Annotated in this window: 9 protein-coding genes and 1 riboswitch; of the genes, 2 read left to right on the forward strand and 7 right to left on the reverse strand. The window is 69.1% G+C overall.

Annotation, left to right across the window (positions count from 1 at the left end):
* Positions 1-37: 37 nt before the first annotated feature.
* From meaB to trpB, 4 genes are all read right to left on the reverse strand, one after another.
* Positions 38-1,174, reverse strand: coding sequence for a methylmalonyl Co-A mutase-associated GTPase MeaB (gene meaB, locus ACK28C_RS04030; protein WP_243440660.1), 1,137 nt, complete (start codon positions 1,172-1,174; stop codon positions 38-40).
* Positions 1,158-3,359, reverse strand: coding sequence for a methylmalonyl-CoA mutase (gene scpA, locus ACK28C_RS04035; RefSeq protein ID WP_015556958.1), 2,202 nt, complete (start codon positions 3,357-3,359; stop codon positions 1,158-1,160). The genes meaB and scpA overlap by 17 nt, the downstream gene beginning before the upstream one ends.
* Before the next feature lie 2 nt (positions 3,360-3,361).
* Positions 3,362-5,506 carry a methylmalonyl-CoA mutase family protein gene (locus ACK28C_RS04040; RefSeq protein ID WP_409152471.1) on the reverse strand — a complete coding sequence of 715 codons (2,145 nt, stop codon included), beginning with the start codon at positions 5,504-5,506 and terminating at the stop codon, positions 3,362-3,364.
* Positions 5,507-5,663: 157 nt separating this feature from the next.
* A riboswitch (cobalamin riboswitch) is annotated at positions 5,664-5,827 on the reverse strand.
* A gap of 190 nt (positions 5,828-6,017) precedes the next feature.
* On the reverse strand, positions 6,018-7,217 hold the full coding sequence (trpB, locus tag ACK28C_RS04045) for a tryptophan synthase subunit beta (RefSeq protein WP_409152472.1): 1,200 nt from the start codon (positions 7,215-7,217) through the stop codon (positions 6,018-6,020).
* A gap of 531 nt (positions 7,218-7,748) precedes the next feature.
* Between trpB and ACK28C_RS04050 the strand changes: the two genes are divergently transcribed.
* Together ACK28C_RS04050 and ACK28C_RS04055 are read left to right on the forward strand one after the other, a co-directional pair.
* Positions 7,749-9,791 carry a methyl-accepting chemotaxis protein gene (locus tag ACK28C_RS04050; protein ID WP_409152473.1) on the forward strand — a complete coding sequence of 681 codons (2,043 nt, stop codon included), beginning with the start codon at positions 7,749-7,751 and terminating at the stop codon, positions 9,789-9,791.
* A gap of 135 nt (positions 9,792-9,926) precedes the next feature.
* Entirely contained in the window at positions 9,927-11,621 is a 1,695-nt protein-coding gene (locus ACK28C_RS04055; protein WP_409152474.1) for a tetratricopeptide repeat protein, read from the forward strand.
* On the opposite strand, the gene lpxK is transcribed toward ACK28C_RS04055, so the two are convergent.
* Genes lpxK through ACK28C_RS04070 form a run of 3 tightly spaced genes read right to left on the reverse strand, consistent with a single transcriptional unit; the run spans position 11,618 to position 16,898 of the window.
* Positions 11,618-13,930, reverse strand: a complete 2,313-nt coding sequence (gene lpxK / locus ACK28C_RS04060; RefSeq protein ID WP_409152475.1) for a tetraacyldisaccharide 4'-kinase — start codon at positions 13,928-13,930, stop codon at positions 11,618-11,620. The two genes, ACK28C_RS04055 and lpxK, sit on opposite strands and share 4 nt — an antisense overlap.
* The gene (locus ACK28C_RS04065; protein WP_409152476.1) at positions 13,927-15,762 is read right to left on the reverse strand and encodes an ABC transporter ATP-binding protein; all 1,836 of its coding nucleotides are present in this window, start codon (positions 15,760-15,762) and stop codon (positions 13,927-13,929) included. Before ACK28C_RS04065 ends, lpxK begins: the two co-directional genes overlap by 4 nt.
* Positions 15,759-16,898, reverse strand: a complete 1,140-nt coding sequence (locus ACK28C_RS04070; protein WP_409152477.1) for a hypothetical protein — start codon at positions 16,896-16,898, stop codon at positions 15,759-15,761. The genes ACK28C_RS04065 and ACK28C_RS04070 overlap by 4 nt, the downstream gene beginning before the upstream one ends.
* Between the last annotated feature and the right edge of the window lie 14 nt (positions 16,899-16,912).

Consider the following 16,912-nt stretch of genomic DNA (forward strand, 5'->3'; position numbering starts at 1 on the left):
ACGTTCCGGCCTTCAACGAACCAGGTGGGCAACCCCATCACTCCTGTCGGTCCCGACCCCTCTCATAGAGCGCCAGCAGCTCCAGGGCCGCCTGGGTGGCGGCCAGCTCGCCCCGCTCCACCCGCTCCTCGATCTCCGGCATCTCCGCCGCGACGCCGGGGTCCTCGTAGAAGCGGCGCAGCAGGTGGTCCTCTACCATCGAGTGGACCCAGGACAGCGCCTGGCGCCGGCGGCGTTCCGCGAAAACGCCCGAGCTCCGGACGTTTTCCATGAAGTCCTCCACCATGCCCCACACCTCCGGGATGCCCTCGCGCGTCAGGGCGGAGCAGGTGTAGGCACGGCTCGTCCAGCCGTCCGTGGAGGGCCGCAGGTAGTGCAGGAACTGCTCGTAGTCCGCCCGGGTGGTCTGGGCCCTCATCCGGTTGGCCCCGTCGGCCTTGTTCACCACGATGGCGTCCGCCAGCTCCATCACCCCCTTCTTCATCCCCTGGAGGTCGTCTCCCGCGCCCGTGATGACCAGGAGCATGAAGAAGTCCACCATGTCCCGCACCGTCACCTCGCTCTGGCCGACGCCCACCGTCTCCACCAGGACGACGTCGTACCCCGCCGCCTCGCAGAGCAGCATCGTCTCGCGGCTCTTGCGCGTGAGCCCCCCCAGCGTCCCCCCGGAGGGGGAGGGGCGGATGAAGGCGTTCTCGTTCCGGGACAGCTCCTCCATGCGCGTCTTGTCCCCCAGGATGCTGCCCCTCGTCACCGTGCTGCTGGGGTCCACCGCCAGCACCGCCACCCTGTGCCCCCGGTCGCAGAGCCACGTGCCCAGCGCCTCAATGAACGTGCTCTTGCCCGCACCCGGCACGCCCGTGATGCCCACGCGCACGGCGCGCCCGGTCCGCGGCAGCACGGCGGAGATGACCTGCCGGGCCAGGTCGAAGTGGGCCGGCGCGTTGCTCTCCACCAGCGTGATGGCGCGGGAGAGGACCGCGCGGTCGCCCTCCAGCACGCCCTCCACGTAGTCCCGAAGCGCCAGCTTCCGGCGTTTCGGGACGGGAGCAGGGGACGGCTCCGGCGCAAACGCCATGCCGTCGTGGGCGTCGGTCACGCCGCCCATGACGCGGCAGGCGAACTCGGCTCCAGCCCCTTCCGGCGTCCATTCGGGCCTAGTCGTCGTCGACACGGCGGTTGAGCTCCTCCATGACCTTTTTGGCGGAGACGGGGATGACCGTCCCGGGGCCGAAGATGGCGGCGGCGCCGTGCTCGCGCAGGAAGGCGTAGTCCTGCGCCGGGATGACGCCGCCCACGACCACCATGATGTCCTCGCGTCCGCGCTTCTTCAGCTCGTCCACCAGCTGCGGCAGAAGCGTCTTGTGCCCCGCGGCCAGAGAGCTCATGCCGACGACGTGGACGTCGTTGTCCACCGCCTCCTGGGCCGTCTCCGCCGGGGTCTGGAACAGCGGGCCGATATCCACGTCGTAGCCCATGTCGGCGAAGGCCGTGGCGATGACCTTCGCGCCCCGGTCATGGCCGTCCTGCCCCATCTTGGCGACCATGATGCGCGGGCGGCGGCCGTGCTTCCTCTCGAAGTCGTCCGTCATCCTCCGCACCTCGTCGATGACGTCCGCGTCCTTGAACTCGCTGCTGTAGACGCCGGAGATGGAGCGGATCACCGCCTGATGGCGCCCGCAGACCTTCTCCACGGCAGCCGATATCTCGCCGAGCGACGCCCTGGCCCGTGCCGCGTCCACGGACAGCGCCAGCAGGTTGCCCTCGCCCGTCTCCGTGGCCTTCGTGATGGCGTCGAGGCACTCCTTCACCTTCTCCTGATCCCGGTTCTCCCTCAACTTCTTCAATCTCGCAATCTGCGCCTCGCGCACGGCCGTGTTGTCCACCTCCAGGATCTCAAGCGGGTCCTCCTTGTCGAGGCGGAAGCTGTTGACGCCCACGATCTCCTCCGCGCCCGAATCGATGTGGGCCTGACGCCGGGCCGCCGCCTCCTCGATGCGCATCTTCGGAAGCCCCGTGTCGATGGCCGCAGCCATGCCCCCCAGCTCCTCGACCTCCTGGATGTGGGCCCAGCTGCGCCGCAGGAGCTCGCTGGTCAGGGACTCCACGTACCAGGAGCCGCCCCAGGGGTCGATGACCTTGCAGACCTTCGTCTCGTCCTGGATGTAGAGCTGCGTGTTGCGCGCGATCCGCGCGGAGAAGTCCGTGGGCAGCGCGATGGCCTCGTCCAGGGCGTTCGTGTGCAGCGACTGCGTGTGGCCCAGCGCCGCCGCCATGGCCTCGATGCAGGTGCGCTCCACGTTGTTGTAGGGGTCCTGCTCCGTCAGGCTCCAGCCGGAGGTCTGACTGTGGGTGCGCAGCGCCATGGACTTGGGGTTCTTCGGGTCGAAGCCCTTGACGATCTTGGCCCACAACATGCGGGCGGCGCGCATCTTGGCGACCTCCATGAAGTAGTTCTTGCCGATGCCCCAGAAGAAGGAGAGGCGCGGGGCGAAGGCGTCGATGGTGAGCCCCGCCTTGATGCCCGTGCGCAGGTACTCCAGGCCGTCCGCCAGCGTGTAGCCCAGCTCGATGTCCGCCGTGCCCCCCGCCTCCTGGATGTGGTAGCCCGATATGCTGATGCTGTTGAACTTCGGCATGTACTGCGAGGTGTAGGCGAAGATGTCCCCGATGATGCGCATCGAGGTCCTGGGCGGGTAGATGTAGGTGTTGCGCACCATGAACTCCTTCAGGATGTCGTTCTGGATCGTGCCGGACAGGACGGACTTGTCCACGCCCTGCTCCTCCGCGGCCAGGATGTAGAAGGCCAGGACGGGCAGCACGGCGCCGTTCATCGTCATGGAGACGGACATCTGGTCCAGCGGAATGCCGGAGAACAGGATTTCCATGTCCAGGATGGAGTCCACGGCCACCCCCGCCTTGCCCACGTCGCCCACGACGCGCGGGTGGTCGGAGTCGTAGCCGCGGTGCGTCGCCAGGTCGAAGGCGATGGAGAGGCCCTTCTGGCCCGCGGCCAGGTTGCGCCGGTAGAAGGCGTTGCTCTCCTCGGCCGTGGAGAAGCCGGCGTACTGGCGCACCGTCCAGGGGCGCGTGACGTACATCGTGGGGTAGGGCCCCCGCAGGAAGGGAGGCAGCCCCGGCTTGTCGAAGGCCAAATGGGCGAGGTGCCCGCCCTTCGCCTCCGTGTAGAGGGGTGGGACGTCGATCTGCTCCATCGTTCGGGTCGTCATCGCCTCGGGCGCAGACCCCGTCTCCGCCTCGAAGTTGCGGCTCCAGACCGCCTCGTCAAAGTCCGGGCCGGAAGTGGGGCAGTTCAGCGAAATTTGCGTAAAATCCGGGTTTTTATACGATACGGACATCTTTAGAACATCCCCTTCATCTTCTGAAATCCGGACAAAGTCTCAAGACAGTTCGAGCGGACGCTGATGAAGCCCTCCACGCCGGCCTCGACGTAGGCGTCCTTGAACTCCGGAGCTGGCTCCCCGGCCAGGTAGACGCCCATCTTCGGCGCCCGCTCCTTGATCGCCCGCGCCAGCGGCGGCACCACCTCAGGGTACGTGGCGTCCGTGGAGCAGATCACCGCGATCTCCGCACCGCTCGCGGCGGCGGCCTCCGCGCACGCCTCCGGCGTCTCGAAGCCGTCGTTGCGGAGCATCTCGAAGGCGGCCACCTCCATGAAGCTCGAGATGAAGTCCGCCCGTGCCTTGTGCTGGGGGATGGGCCCCATGTTGGCCAGAAAGACGCGGAAGTTATCACCCGTCCGCGCCCTGTAGGCCTCCGTCCTGGCCCTCAGCTCCTCGAACTGCTCCGTCCAGCGGTGGGGCCTCACGGGCTCCGCCGCGACGTCGCCCCTCCCGCCTCCCAGCGCGGCCCGGACCTCGCCCAGCGTGGCGCCGGCCTCGGCCGCTGCGGCGACCTTCCCGATCAGGCCGTCGCCCGACAGCCCCTCGAGGGCCTTCTTCACCCCGGCGTCGTCCCGCGCCCCCCGGGCGCCCTTCAGCGCCCGCAGACGCTCCTCCCTTAGCCCCTCCCAGTCCGGCGACCCGAACTCCGGCAGGGGCTCGCTCATGTTGGGGTACATGTTCGTGCCGACGGCGCGGTCGGAGCGCTTCGCCAGGTTCTTCCAGCGGCTCGCGAGGGTCCCGGCCACGTCCTCCTGCAGCACGCCCGCCTTGACGCTCTCCAGGAAGCCGCCCCGGCCCTCGATCTCCTGAAGCCTGGCCCAGACCCTGCGGCTCAGCTCGTCCGTCAGGGCCTCCAGATACCAGGAACCTCCCGCGGGGTCAATGGGCTCCCGCAGGTTGAACTCCTTCTGAAGCATGATCTGGGCGTTGCGGGCCACGCGGCGCGAGAATTCGGAGCCTGGCCGCAGCGCCTCGTCAAAGCAGCCGACGGTCAGCCCCTCCACGCCGCCCACGATCGCTGAAAACGCCTCCGTGGCACCGCGCAGCATGTTGACGTAGGGGTCGTACACCGTGCGGGTGAAGCGGGAGGTGCGGGCGAAAATCTGGGACTTCCGGGCCTCTTCGCCGCCGCCGAAGCTCTCCGCGATCTGAGCCCACGCGATGCGCGCGGCGCGCAGCTTCGCGATCTCCATGAAGAAGTTGGCCCCTTGCGAGAACTCGAAGCGCAGCCGGCGGGCGAATTGCTCCACCGAGATGCCCCGCGCCAGCATGGCGCGCAGCGTCTCGATGGCGGCCGTCATGGCGCAGGCGGCCTCCTGGGTCGCGTCCGCGCCGCCGTCGTGCGGCACGCTGCCGCGGATCAGGACCGTGCGCAGCGGGGAGCCGGCGGCCTCGGCCCAACGGATCGTCTCCGCCATCTCGTCCCAGAGTCGATCCAGGGGCGCGGGCAGCCCCCCCCTCTCCAGCAGGCAGCCCATGGGGTCCGCCCCCACGCAGCCCGCAAGCGTCCTGGGGGCGACGCCCTCCCTTTGGGCCAGCGCGGCCACGAAGCCCAGCAGCGGCGCGGCGGAGGCTCCGGCGTAGATCGCCAGGGGGCGGCCCAGCAGGCCCTTCAGCAGGGCCTCGACGTCGTCCAGCGTGGAGAGGGAGACGCCCGCTCCATCCGTCCCCGGCGCGTCGGCGTCCAGCCCCGCCTCCGTCCGGGGGTCCAGGCGAAAGGCGACGGAGTTGGCCCCCCGCTCCAACTCGTGGGCCAGGCTTCTGTGGGCCTCATGGGGCAACGCCTCATCGCAGAACTGCACGATCTCCCAGGCGCGCTTCAGGTTGCCGGAGGCCTCGTTGCCCCGCAGGGAGTAGGAACCGGGGTAGGTGCGCGCAGCCCTCAGGCCCCCCGTGTCCTCCGCCGTGTACATCGGGTTCAGGGTGATGCCCTCGTAGGTTTTGGTGAACATCTTCTTGTCGAAGGGTGCGCCCTTCAGGGCTGCGGTGGCCGCCTCCTTCCACGCCTCGTAGCTCAGAGGGGTGAACTCGTCGAAGGCGACGTCGGGAAGGTGCGCGGCAGCCGTCTGGCCCCCCGCCCCCGGTTCTTTTGCATTGCTCATACACGATTCCTCCCGTTCTGGCGACGGCGCGGTCCTGCGCCGCCCCAAGGTCTTTGGACAGGGCGAAAGCCCCGTCCGGCAGCTCCGCTGCCCAACGCAATCCGGGTCCCGCCGCACCCTGGCACGGCAGGACGACAAGCCGCCCGCCTCCACGCGGAAGGGGAAGGTCTTTCCCGGCAGGTCTCCTGGCTCTCATTCATCCTTCGCCCGCGCCTTCCCGCCCCACGGCAGTGGCTGACCTGCGGGCTCGTCGTGATTACAGTGGCCGGGCCGCTCCGGTTTCGCACCGGATTCCCTGCAGCCGCAGAAAATTTTCGTTAACTTTGTGTATTATAACGTAGGTTCGTGACTTCGGGACGCCCACAAAGGGCAAATGGCAGGGCAAAGAGGGGCAAAAGCGGAAAAATCGCCCCAGGCTCCACGCCGGAGGGCAGGAGTCCTCGAGAGGACGCGGCAGGGCGAAAGCGCGGAGGCAGGGGGCCCTGCCTCCGCACAAAATCTCTTGAAGATATCAGCTCCTGTACGCCTCGGGGATCGAGTGAAAGTCCTTGTCCCCGCGCCCCGACAGGTTGACCAGGATCGTCTCGCCCTTGTCGAGCGAGGGCAGGAGGCGCAGCGCCCAGGCCAGCGCGTGGCTGCTCTCGAGCGCCGGCAGGATGCCCTCCCGCCGGCAGAGGGTCCGGAACGCGGCGAGGGCCTCCTCGTCGGTCACCCTCTCGTAGCGGGCCCGCCCCACGTCCTTCAGCCAGGCGTGTTCCGGCCCCACGCCGGGGTAGTCGAGCCCTGCGGAGATCGAATAGACGGGGGCGGCCTCTCCGGCTGCGTCCGTCAGGACGTAACTCCTGAACCCCTGAAAGACCTTCGGGGTCCCGAAGGCCAGCGTCGCCGCGTGGTCCCCCAGCCGGTCCGTCCCCCGGCCGGCCGGCTCCACCCCCACCAGCCGGACCTCCGCGTCGTCGAGGAAGGCCGAGAAGAGCCCGATGGCGTTGCTGCCCCCTCCGACGCAGGCGACGGCGTAGTCCGGCAGTCGCCCCTCGCGCTTCAGAAACTGCTCCCGCGCCTCGCGCCCGATGACGCTCTGGAACTCCCGCACGATGGAGGGGTACGGGTGCGGCCCGACGGCCGAGCCCAGGAGGTAAAAGGTGTCCGGCTCCTCCACATAGACGGACAGGGCCCTGTCCACCGCCTCCCTGAGGGTCTGCTGCCCCTCCGTCACCGCCACGACGCGGGTCCCCATGGCCCGCATCCGCTCCACGTTGGGCCTCTGGCGCTCCATGTCCAGGGCTCCCATGTACACCGTGCACTCCATGCCGAAGAGCGCGGCGGCCATGGCCGAGGCCGTGCCGTGCATCCCCGCGCCCGTCTCCGCGATGATGCGCTTCGCCCCCATGCGCCTGGCCAGGAGGATCTGCCCGATGCAGTTGTTGATCTTGTGCGCGCCGCCGTGGTTCAGGTCCTCCCGCTTCAGGAAGAGCCGCCCCCCGCCCAGGTCCTCCGAGACGTTGCGGCACTCCGTCAGCGCCGAGGGACGCCCCACGTAGTCCCTGAGGAGCGTCAGGTACTCCTCCTGAAACGCCGTGTCCGCCATCGCGTCCCGGAAGGCCTCGTCTAATTCGTCCAGGCGCGCCTTCAGCGGTTCGGGGATGAACTGCCCGCCGTACTCCCCAAAGAACCCCGTGACCATCGCTTTCCTCTCGACGTCGTTCGCCATCGTAATCTCCTCCTGAATAAAGCAAAAATGAAGTAAAAGTTTGGGATACAAAAAAGCCCGGGGCCAAAGGGTCGGCCCCGAGCTCTGACGCTCTCGATACAAAACAAAAGGGCCGGAGGGTTGATTCCCTCCGGCCCTTAAAGCGCTTTCTTCTTCAACGCGCGCGGACAGAGGGCAGCTTAAGGCTGCCACCACCACATCCCGTTGTTCCGAACCTGCACTGCGGCCTCTCCGTCTCTGCGCCTCATCGCTCTCGTCCTCCCCTATACCAATAAGGGTAAATTCAGCATTAAATTATCACCACTGCGTTAGGATGTCAAGAGTTTTCGAGCGCATTGTATTGCCGCCCTTCGGGGTTGTGTATATAATAGCGGCGAAGTTGTTTTTTATCCCGGTGAATGGCCTTCCCCGGCGTTTTGACGAGCTGAAAAAGCTTTGTGCGGCAGGAGCGGCCCTCCGGGTTTCGCGCGTTTGCGCGACGGCGCTACGGGATGTTTTTTCGGCTTTTGATGCGGCAAGGGAGACGGAAAGATGACGATTCGGAGCAAGATGTTGGGGACGGTTGCAGCGGTTTTCCTGGTGTTGTTCTTGATGGTCGGGGTCGTTTACCTCTGGGGCGGCTCGACGCTGTCCTCCGTTCTGAGGGGAGCCGGGGTGGAGAGCGTGTCCCAGTCGGCCCAGGTCTTTCGAGGCGTCCTGACCCGATCCTCCGCGGTCCTCTCGGCCTCCGCCGAATCGCTGCGGTACGCTTATCTGAACTTCGGGGCGGTCTCTCAGGACGAGGTGGCCCGCGCCGCCGCCGCCCTTCTGGCCAAGAACAGGCCGAACGGCATCAAGGAGCTGTTCTGGGGCTACGAGTCGGATGGGCGCTTTGCGGACGGAGGCGGCTGGAAAGCCCCCGACGACTTCGACTCCCGGACGCGCCCTTGGTACAAGCTGGCCGTCGCGGCCAGGGACGGGGAGGTCATCTGCTCAGAGCCCTACATCATCGCAGCGACCAACAGCCTTGGGATCACCATGGCGGTCGCCGTCCGGGACGACGCGGGGAAACTCCTTGGAGTCGTCGGCGCGGACCTGGACGTGGATCAGATCAGTTCGCAGACGGCGGCCCTCAAGATATTCGGCCAGGGCTCCGGGGTTTTGATCCGCAAGGACGGCCTGATCGTCGCCTCCCCCCAGAAGGAGCAGGTCATGAAGGCCAACCTCCTGACGGACCCGGCCTTTCCGGAAAGCGTCCGCCAGACGGTCCGACGGATGACGGCGGGCGAGAGCGGGGCCACCGAGTACACCCACGAGGGCGAGAGGCGCCTGATGTTCTACGCCCCGGTGGGGTACGACCTCTACCTCGGCGCGTTCTTCCCCTATTCCGTGATCTCCGGCATCCTCAAGACGCTGCTCCTGATCCTGCTGGGCGTCGCGATCACGCCGCTGATCATCGTCGGAGTCTCCTTCTTCTGCATCGTTCGGGGCATGACGCGCTCCGTGCGCCGGATGACCGACCTCATGGAGGAGCTGGAGGCGGGCGACCTCTCGACCCGCTTCGACGATTCGGGCAAGGACGAGTTCGCCAGGATCTCCGGGATGCTGAACCGGACGGCAGGGTCCATCGGGGAGGTCGTCTCCCGCATCCGGACCGGCGTGGCGGAGAACTCCCGCCAGTCCGAGGAGCTCTCGAAGATATCGGGGGACCTGCTGGCCTCGATGGACACCGTCGGGGGGCTGATGGGCAAGTCGGACGCCCTCCTCGGCGAGAGCTCCTCGGCCCTCCAGTCGATCAACGCGGCGATCGGCGAGGTGGCGTCCGGGGCCCAGTCGAGCGCCCAGGCGGCCACGGAGGGCGCCACCCAGTCCGCCACCGTCAGCACCGGGACGACGGAGGGAGTCCACAGCGTGGGCCGGATCGTCGAGGGCATGAAGCTGGCGGAGGAGAAGTCCGAGGAGACGATGGAGCAGATCGGCCACCTGGCGCAGTCGGTGGAGGCCATCTCCGGCTTCGTGAGCTCCATCACGTCGATCGCGGACCAGACGAACCTCCTGGCCCTCAACGCCGCGATCGAAGCGGCACGGGCGGGCGAGGCGGGGCGCGGCTTCGCCGTCGTGGCGGAGGAGGTCCGCAAGCTGGCCGAGGAGTCCGGGAACGCCGCCAACGAGGTCAGCAAACTGATCCAGGACCTTCAGGAGCGTTCAGGCGGATCGCTCTCCGCGACGAAGGAGATGGCCCAGAACCTCTCCGAGCTCCTCGGCAGCGCCGAGGCGGTCGACAAGGAGCTGCAGGGGGTTCTGAACGCCACGAACCACTTGAACGACTCGATCCAGAACGTCGCGGCGGTCTCCGAGGAACAGGCTGCGTCCGCGGAGGAGATGACCGCCTCCGTCCAGGGCGTGACGAACTCCATCGGGGAGATCGTGGGCGTCCAGAAGGAGATCGGTCAGGCGGCCTCCGGGACGGCGGACGCCGCAAAGAGCATCGAACAGGCCTCCCGCAGCATGGCGGAGACGGCAGAGCAGCTGAGCGAGCTCATCGGCCGCTTCAAGACGGAGCCGGTCGGCAGGGGCCTCGCCCTGAGGCGCTGAGGCGGGGGAAATTTCCCGCAGCACAGGGGCTCCGAAAAGATGCTGGGAACTCAAGACGCTCACTCGAAGAAGCGGAGAGAGGGCGATCCCCCCTTTCGGGGGTTCCGCGGTCCCGCTGTGCGGGAGGCGAAAGCCATGAACACCCCACGGCAGCCGCACGACGCGCAGAGGACGGCCCTCGCCCTCCTCTGCGCGCTCTACATCGCCCTCTTTTGCTGGCTCGGCCTCTACGCCCGCCCCTCCGCCGACGACTACAACTTCGCTAACGCCTTTCTGGAGCAGGGCTTCTTCAACATGCAGAGGCAGTTTTACCTCCAGTGGACCGGGAGGGCCTTCAACACGTTTTTGCTCGCCCTGGCCGCCCCCTGGAGCACGGGACCCCTCTACGGCCTCCTGCCCCTCACGACGGTGCTGCTGTCCCTGGGGTCCCTCTACTTCTGCGCACACAGCCTCGTGCCGGGGCTCTCCGCCAGGGATAAGACGGCCTGTTCTCTTTTGCTGTGCGCCGCGTCCCTATCCGCCCTGCCCGCCTTGAACGAGACCCTTTACTGGCTGAGCGGGATGCCCTACACCTGGGCGACCGCCCTCTCGCTCCTTGCGCTGGCCCTGGCGGGCCGGGCATTCCGGGAGAACGGCATGGGGGTAAACTCCTGGAGCTGCACATTCCTGTTGCTCCTGAACGGGACCCTCCTCGAGCCCGTCAGCGTGATGCAGGTCGTCCTGGCCTTTCTTGCGGCGCTTTACTTTCTGTCCATCGGTGCAGCGGCGAAGGCAAAGCGGGCCGCCGTCTTCCTGCTCGCCGCCCTGCTGGCTTTCCTCGTGATGCTCCTGGCGCCGGGGACGACGATCCGCATGGGAGGCACGGCGACGGTCGCTTTTTTCCCAAGGCTGATCAGAACTCTGGGCGTCGCCGGGCTCTTCGGCCTCATGACGGCCCTCAGGTTCTTCACGGCCCCCATCGTCTGGACCTTCCCGCTCTTCCTGCCCACCATCGCTCAGGCCGTCCCGCCCCTCGACGGCCGCGTGACCTCCCGCCTCAAAGCATGGCACGTCGTCCTGCTCACGGCCCTGATCGCGCCGCTGATGCAGGCCGTCGCCGGATGGGGAACGGGGGTTGGGCTACCCGAACGCGCAGTGAGCCTGACGCTCTGGCTGATGGGGGCCGCGTGGGGGCTTCTGTGGGCCTTCGGCTATCGGCAGGAGGGGACGCTCGAACGGCTGCGCTCCTCCCGCCTCTTCCGTTGGCGTTGGGGACTCCTGGGCCTGTGCCTCCTCCTGAGCTCCAATTTCGTCGCCCTGATCGGGGACCTTGGGGTCGCTTCCGCCTACAGGGCCGAGTTGATGGCCCGCGACGAGCTGGTGCGGAGCCGCAGGGAGACGGAAAGCGGGGACGTCGTCGTCCCGCTTCTGGCGCTCAGGCCGCGGCTCTTGTTCTTCTCGGACCTGAGGCCCTGGTCGTCGGACTGGAAAAATCAATCCTACGCCGCGTGGAACGGGGTTACGGGCGTTGCGGCCCTGCCGCAGGCGATCTGCGAGGACGAGCGGGCGCTGAGGGGCTTCCTGCGGGGGGACCCGATGGCCCTGGAGAGGCTGGCCGAGGACGGAAGCCCTCACCTTCAGTTCCTGACGGGGGAGCTCTACGACACGACCTTCGCCTCGATGGAGGGCGTCGCGAAGGACGACGCCAAAGCGGCGGCGTGGTACCTCGGAGCCGCGGAACGGGGGGACGCTCACGCAAGGCGGCGGCTGGCCCGCCTGTACGCTCTGGGCAAGGGGGTCCCGAAGAGTTACCTCAAGGCGATCCTCTGGCTCCTTCGATCCCAGCTTTAAACGGCCTTAAACGCGAGGCGCCCGTCCGTGGCCGCTGTTGTCGACCCCCCGTTCCCCCGGGACAGGAGCCTCGCGTAGACGCTCTGGCGCAGGTCCCAGCCCAACTCCGAAGCGGCGAAGTTCACCAGGTCCTCAAGCCCTCCCGGCGCGCCCATCCTCTGCCGGCCCGCCGCGCTCATGAGCCGGTAGCGCACGGGGTCCTCCAGCACGCTCAAAGCCCCCTCCGCCAGGGCCTGGGCCGTGGGAGCCGTCAGGAGCTCCGCGTCGCCCAGGAGCTTTTTCTGCACGCGCTTGCCCTTCTCGTCGATGGAGACCACCGGGATTCCCAGCCCCGCACAGAGCTGATTGGCCGTCCCGCCCAGCCCCAGCAGCAGCGCCGCGCCCCGGGCCGCCGCCGACACCGGCGCGTCGGTCAACGCGACGACAAGGCCCTCCCGGCACAGGGCGGGCGTCCCCCCGTCCTCCCGGAGGGTCCAGCCCCCGCAGGAGGCGCCGAGCCTCTCGCGGGAGAGCGTGGGCGCCAGCACCATGCGAAAGGCGCAGCGCCGCAGCCCGGAGAGCCGCACCGCGGCGTCGAGGATCAGGTTGACGTCTCGATAGGCGCGCAGCCGGCTGCCCGGCAGGAGCAGGACGAGGGGGACGTCGTCCGGTCCAGGCGGCAGGGGGGCCGGGCCGACGGCCCCATCCTCCAGCAGGTCCATGACGGGGTTGCCCGCGTAGACGGCATTCGCCCCGGCGCGGGCCAGCTGTTCCGCGCTCTCCGGGTCCCGCGTCCAGGTGCGGAGGGCCAGGCGCCGGATCAGGGCGCGCTCCAGCCGCCAATGCCCGGAGAGCCGCACCGTCTTGGCCGTGGCCACGAACAGCGGCCGGACGCCGCTGCCCCACAGCGCGTGCAGGAGCAGGTAGACGTCCCCCACGCAGACCGGCGTCCGAATGGCTCCCCTGAGCGCCTGCCAGTCCCTCAGCTGGGCCCTGACGTGGCTCAGCAGGCCCGCCCGCATGTCGCTCAACAGGTCCTTCAGGTGGTACTTCACCACGCCCCCCGACGGCGTGACGGAAGGCGCAGAGGCCACGGGGAAGCCCGAGCCGGCGTAGGCGTCCCCGCGCCCCACCAGCGGGAAGGCCAGCACCTCCGCGCCGGGGAAGCGGTCCCTCAGCCGCCGCGCCAGCAGGACGCCGATGGCGTCCTCGCCATACCCGTTGGAGGCCACGGCCAGCCGCGGGCGCAGCGCCCCCGTCAGCGCGTCCAGAAACCGGGACGGCTCGTCCAGCACGGCGGACACGCAGGGGATCAGGAGGGGCAGGGAGGGCCGCCAGCCGTCCGGAAGGTTGTACAGGTCCTTCTCGGTGCAGGCCAGGGCCTCCGCGCCGAGGTCCGCGGCCGTGCGGCACAGGGCGTCCAGCTCGCCCGGCCCGTAACGGTGGTGATCCCGAAAGCGACGTTCGCCCACCGTCAGGAGCCCCGCGTCCGCCAGGGACCGCCCGAAGCTCTCCGGGCTCCCGATGGCGGAGAAGGCCAGCACGCGAAGCCCCGCAGCCGGCGGGGCGCAGCGGGCCGGACGCGCCGCGTCCGGCGCCCAGACCTCCCAGCGATCCACCTCGACGCGGGAGGTGAAGACGCGCTCCAGGGGGACGAAGCGCCCCACCGTCTCCCGCAGCTTCGAGAGCGCCTCCGGCGTCGCCTGGTCCGCCTTGGTGATCACCGCCAGGTGCGCCCTGGAGAGGGCGCCGACGGGCTCCCTCAGGATGCCCGATGGGATCAGCCGGCCGCTGCCGAAGGGGCAGGCGGCGTCGATCAGGACGATGTCCGCGTCCCGCCTCAGGGCGCGATGCTGAAAGGCGTCGTCCGCGATCGCCAGCTCCACCCCCGCCTCCCGAAGCGCGCGGATGCCCAGCGCGCGACGCCGGGCCACCGCCACGGGGACCTCCGGAAGGCGGCGGGAGAGCAGGAGAGGCTCGTCGCCGACGGCGTCGCGACTGCCCTCCCCGCCGAAGATCACCACGGGACTTCGGGTCCGACCGCCCGAGTAGCCGCGGCTCACGATGCCCGGTCGGACGCCCCGCTCCGCCATGGCTCGGGCCAGCATCTCCACGAAGGGGGTCTTGTTCGTGCCTCCATAGGTGAGGTTTCCCACGCTGACGAAGGGGATGGGGGGCTCCTCCGCGCGCTTCAGGCCGTGCCGGTACAGGAAGTCGATGCAGGTCACGGCCCCCCGGACAACCCATTCGGCCGGGTCCAGGAGACGCCATGGCGACGCGCGGCGCTCGCCCCGCACCCAGGCCATGTAGCTTTGGACGACGCGGTTCACGGGCGTCCGGCTCCCTCCGCCCCACCGGCGGCTCCCCGCTCCCTCCGCGGACCGTCGGGCTCCGCCCCGCGGGAGGGGAACTGCAGGCGGTAGAGGTCCGCGTAGAGCCCGCCCTCCCGCAGCAGCGCGGCGTGGCTGCCCTCCTGAAGGATACGGCCGTCCTTCAGCACCAGGATGCGGTCCGCGCCCTGTACGGTGGAGAGCCGGTGGGCGATGATGAGGGAGGTTCGGCCGGCCATGGCGCGATCCATGGCCTCCTGGACCTGCCGTTCCGCGGCCAGGTCCAGGGAGGAGGTGGCCTCGTCCAGGATCAGGACGCTGGGGTCGCGGACGACGGCGCGGGCGATGGCGATCCTCTGACGCTGGCCGCCGGAGAGGGTGACGCCCCGCTCGCCCACCTCCGTGCCGTACCCCTCCGGGAGGCCCTCGATGAAGTCCGCGATGTTCGCGACGCCCGCGGCCTCGCGCACGCGCCGCATCAGCGCCTCGTCCTTCAGCAGGTCCGGCCCGTCCTCCGCCAGCCCGTAGGCGATGTTGAAGGCCACGCTGCCCTTCATCAGGACGCAGTCCTGGGGCACGATGCCGATCTGGCGCCGCAGCTCCGGCAGGCGAAGCGAGCGGACGTCCCGGCCGTCGATCAGGACGCGGCCCGACGTGGGATCGTAGAAGCGGGGGATCAGGTCCGCCAGCGTGGACTTCCCGGAGCCGGTGGGCCCCACGAGGGCCGCCTTCTCCCCCGGACGGACGGTGAGGCGGATGCCCCGCAGCACCTCCTGCCCCGCCGCGTAGGCGAAGTGGACGTCCTCAAAGGTCACCTCGCCGCGAAGCCGGCCCGGCAGCTCCAAAGAGCGGGACGTGTCCTCCGTGGGGGCCCGGAGCATGTCGAAGATGCGGTCCGCGGCGGCAAGGCCGGTCTGCAGGGCGCCCATGCGGCTCATGACGGTGCGGATCGGCTGGACCATGAAGGCGATGTACCCGATGAAGGAGATGAGTTCGCCGGGGGTGAGGGACCCCTGGATGACGCTTCGTCCCCCGAACCAGAACACCACGGCCAACGCGCAGATCAGGAACACCTCCACGACCCCGGCCAGGAGGGCCTGGATGGACACGGCGTGGAGCAGCGCCTGAAAGTTCTGGAGGTTCCCCTCCCGAAAGCGCTTCAGCTCCTGTTCCTCCGTGGCGAAGGCGCGCACCACGCGGATGGCGGAAAAGGCCTCCTGGGCGATGGCGGTGATGTCCGCCAGCCGTTCCTGAACCCGGTGCCCCGCGCGGCGCAGTCTCCGGGCCGCGAAGGACAGGAGCCAGGCCACGACGGGCAGCACCAGCACGATCAGGAGCGTCAGGCGCCAGTTGATGTAGAGGATGAAGGCGAACATCCCCGCGAAGGTCACGGCGTTGAAGGCCAGGTCCACGAAGGTGTTGGTGACGAGGCTCTGCAGCGTGGCCACGTCGCCCGTGATGCGGCTCATCAGCTCTCCGACCCGCGAGGCGTCGATCCGCTGAAGCGCCATGTGCTGCATGTGGTCGTAGAGCGCCACCCGGACGTCCATCACGACGCTCTGCCCCACCTCGTTCATCAGGTACTGCTGCCAGTAGGACGTCACGGCCTTGAGGGCGAAGATGGCAACGACGGCCAGACAGATGAGGTTGAGGCTCAGGACGCTTCGGGAGATCAGGACGTCGTCCACCACGCTCTTGAAGAGCCAGGGCGGCAGGACGTTCAGCCCGGAGGAGGCCAGCATGAAGGCCACCCCCGCCACAAGGCGCAGGCGGTAGGGCGCGGCGCAGGCGATGAGCCGCCGTGCGGCCCCCTGCGCGTCCTGCCCCGTCATGCGGAGCCGTCCTCCGCGGGGATGGCGTCGCACAGGCGGGCGGCCGCCCCGCCCTGCCCCGACAGGGCCAGCAGTTCCTCCCGCGCGCGGGCCAGCCCTTCGGCGTCGCTCAGGTCCTCCGCCATCCGGGAGGCGGTCTGCTCCGGGGTGACGTCGCCGTACAGCTCGTCCATCACGCGCCGGTCCGTCAGGCGGTTCGGCAGGGCGATGACGCCGTTCCAGCGGTTCAGGATCCGCCGCGCCGCGGCGCGGCGCAGTCCGCGCCCCACCAGCGGCAGCGAGGCCAGGACGCCCCTCAGCCCCGCGATGGGGATGAGGTCCAGGAAGCTTTCGGGCGCCACCACCAGCGAGGGGACGCCGCAGTGCATCAGCTCGAAGTTGTTGGTGCCCGGCTGGGTCAGGGCGAAGTCCGCGTCCCTCATGACGAGGCCCGCGGGGGCCCGCACGGGGCGCAGCCCCGCGTCGTCCCATTCCCTCAGCTCCGCCTCCGGGACGAAGGGGGGAAAGAGGGTGCGCACCTCGGCCTCCGGAAGCCGGGCGCGCAGGGCGGCCCGGGCGGCGGCAAGCCAGGGCAGGGCGGCGCGGCGGATGGGGGGACGGCTTCCGGGAAGGAAGAGCACACGCCCCCCTCCCCTGGGACGGCTCCAGTCCCTGCCCGCGGTCCCGTGGGGCAGCGTCGGGCAGCCCCGCTCCGGACTCTGGGTGGCGTCCAGGAGAAGCGCGTCCTTCACGAGGTCCCCGATGGCGCGGGCTCCGGGGATGGCGCGGGCCTGGGAGGGAAAGGCCGTAAAGACCCGCGCGCCCTTCAGCCCCTTCTTGGGACCGTAGGTGTAGCAGAGGAGCGGAGCACGGGCTGAGCGCGCGATGCGCGCGCCGAACAGCATGTCCCCGCCCAGCTGGATGACGCAGTCCGTGCGCTCGTCGGCCATGGCCCGCCAGAGGCCCGGACCGCCGCTCGGCCCCTCCAGCTTATCGACGCCCAACAGGGACGCCGCCTCCCGCTCGTGCCCCGACGCGAAGGGACAGGGCAGAAGCCACAGGGACACGGAATGTCCCCGCCGGCGAAGTTCCATCGCCACGGGCCGGACCCAGCCCCAGAGCTCGCCGGGGCCGTTCGTCAACAGGGAAACTCGCATACGAAAAGCCCCTC

It is taken from the genome of Fretibacterium fastidiosum (assembly GCF_964642095.1).
Taxonomy (GTDB): Bacteria; Synergistota; Synergistia; order Synergistales; family Aminobacteriaceae; genus Fretibacterium; species Fretibacterium fastidiosum.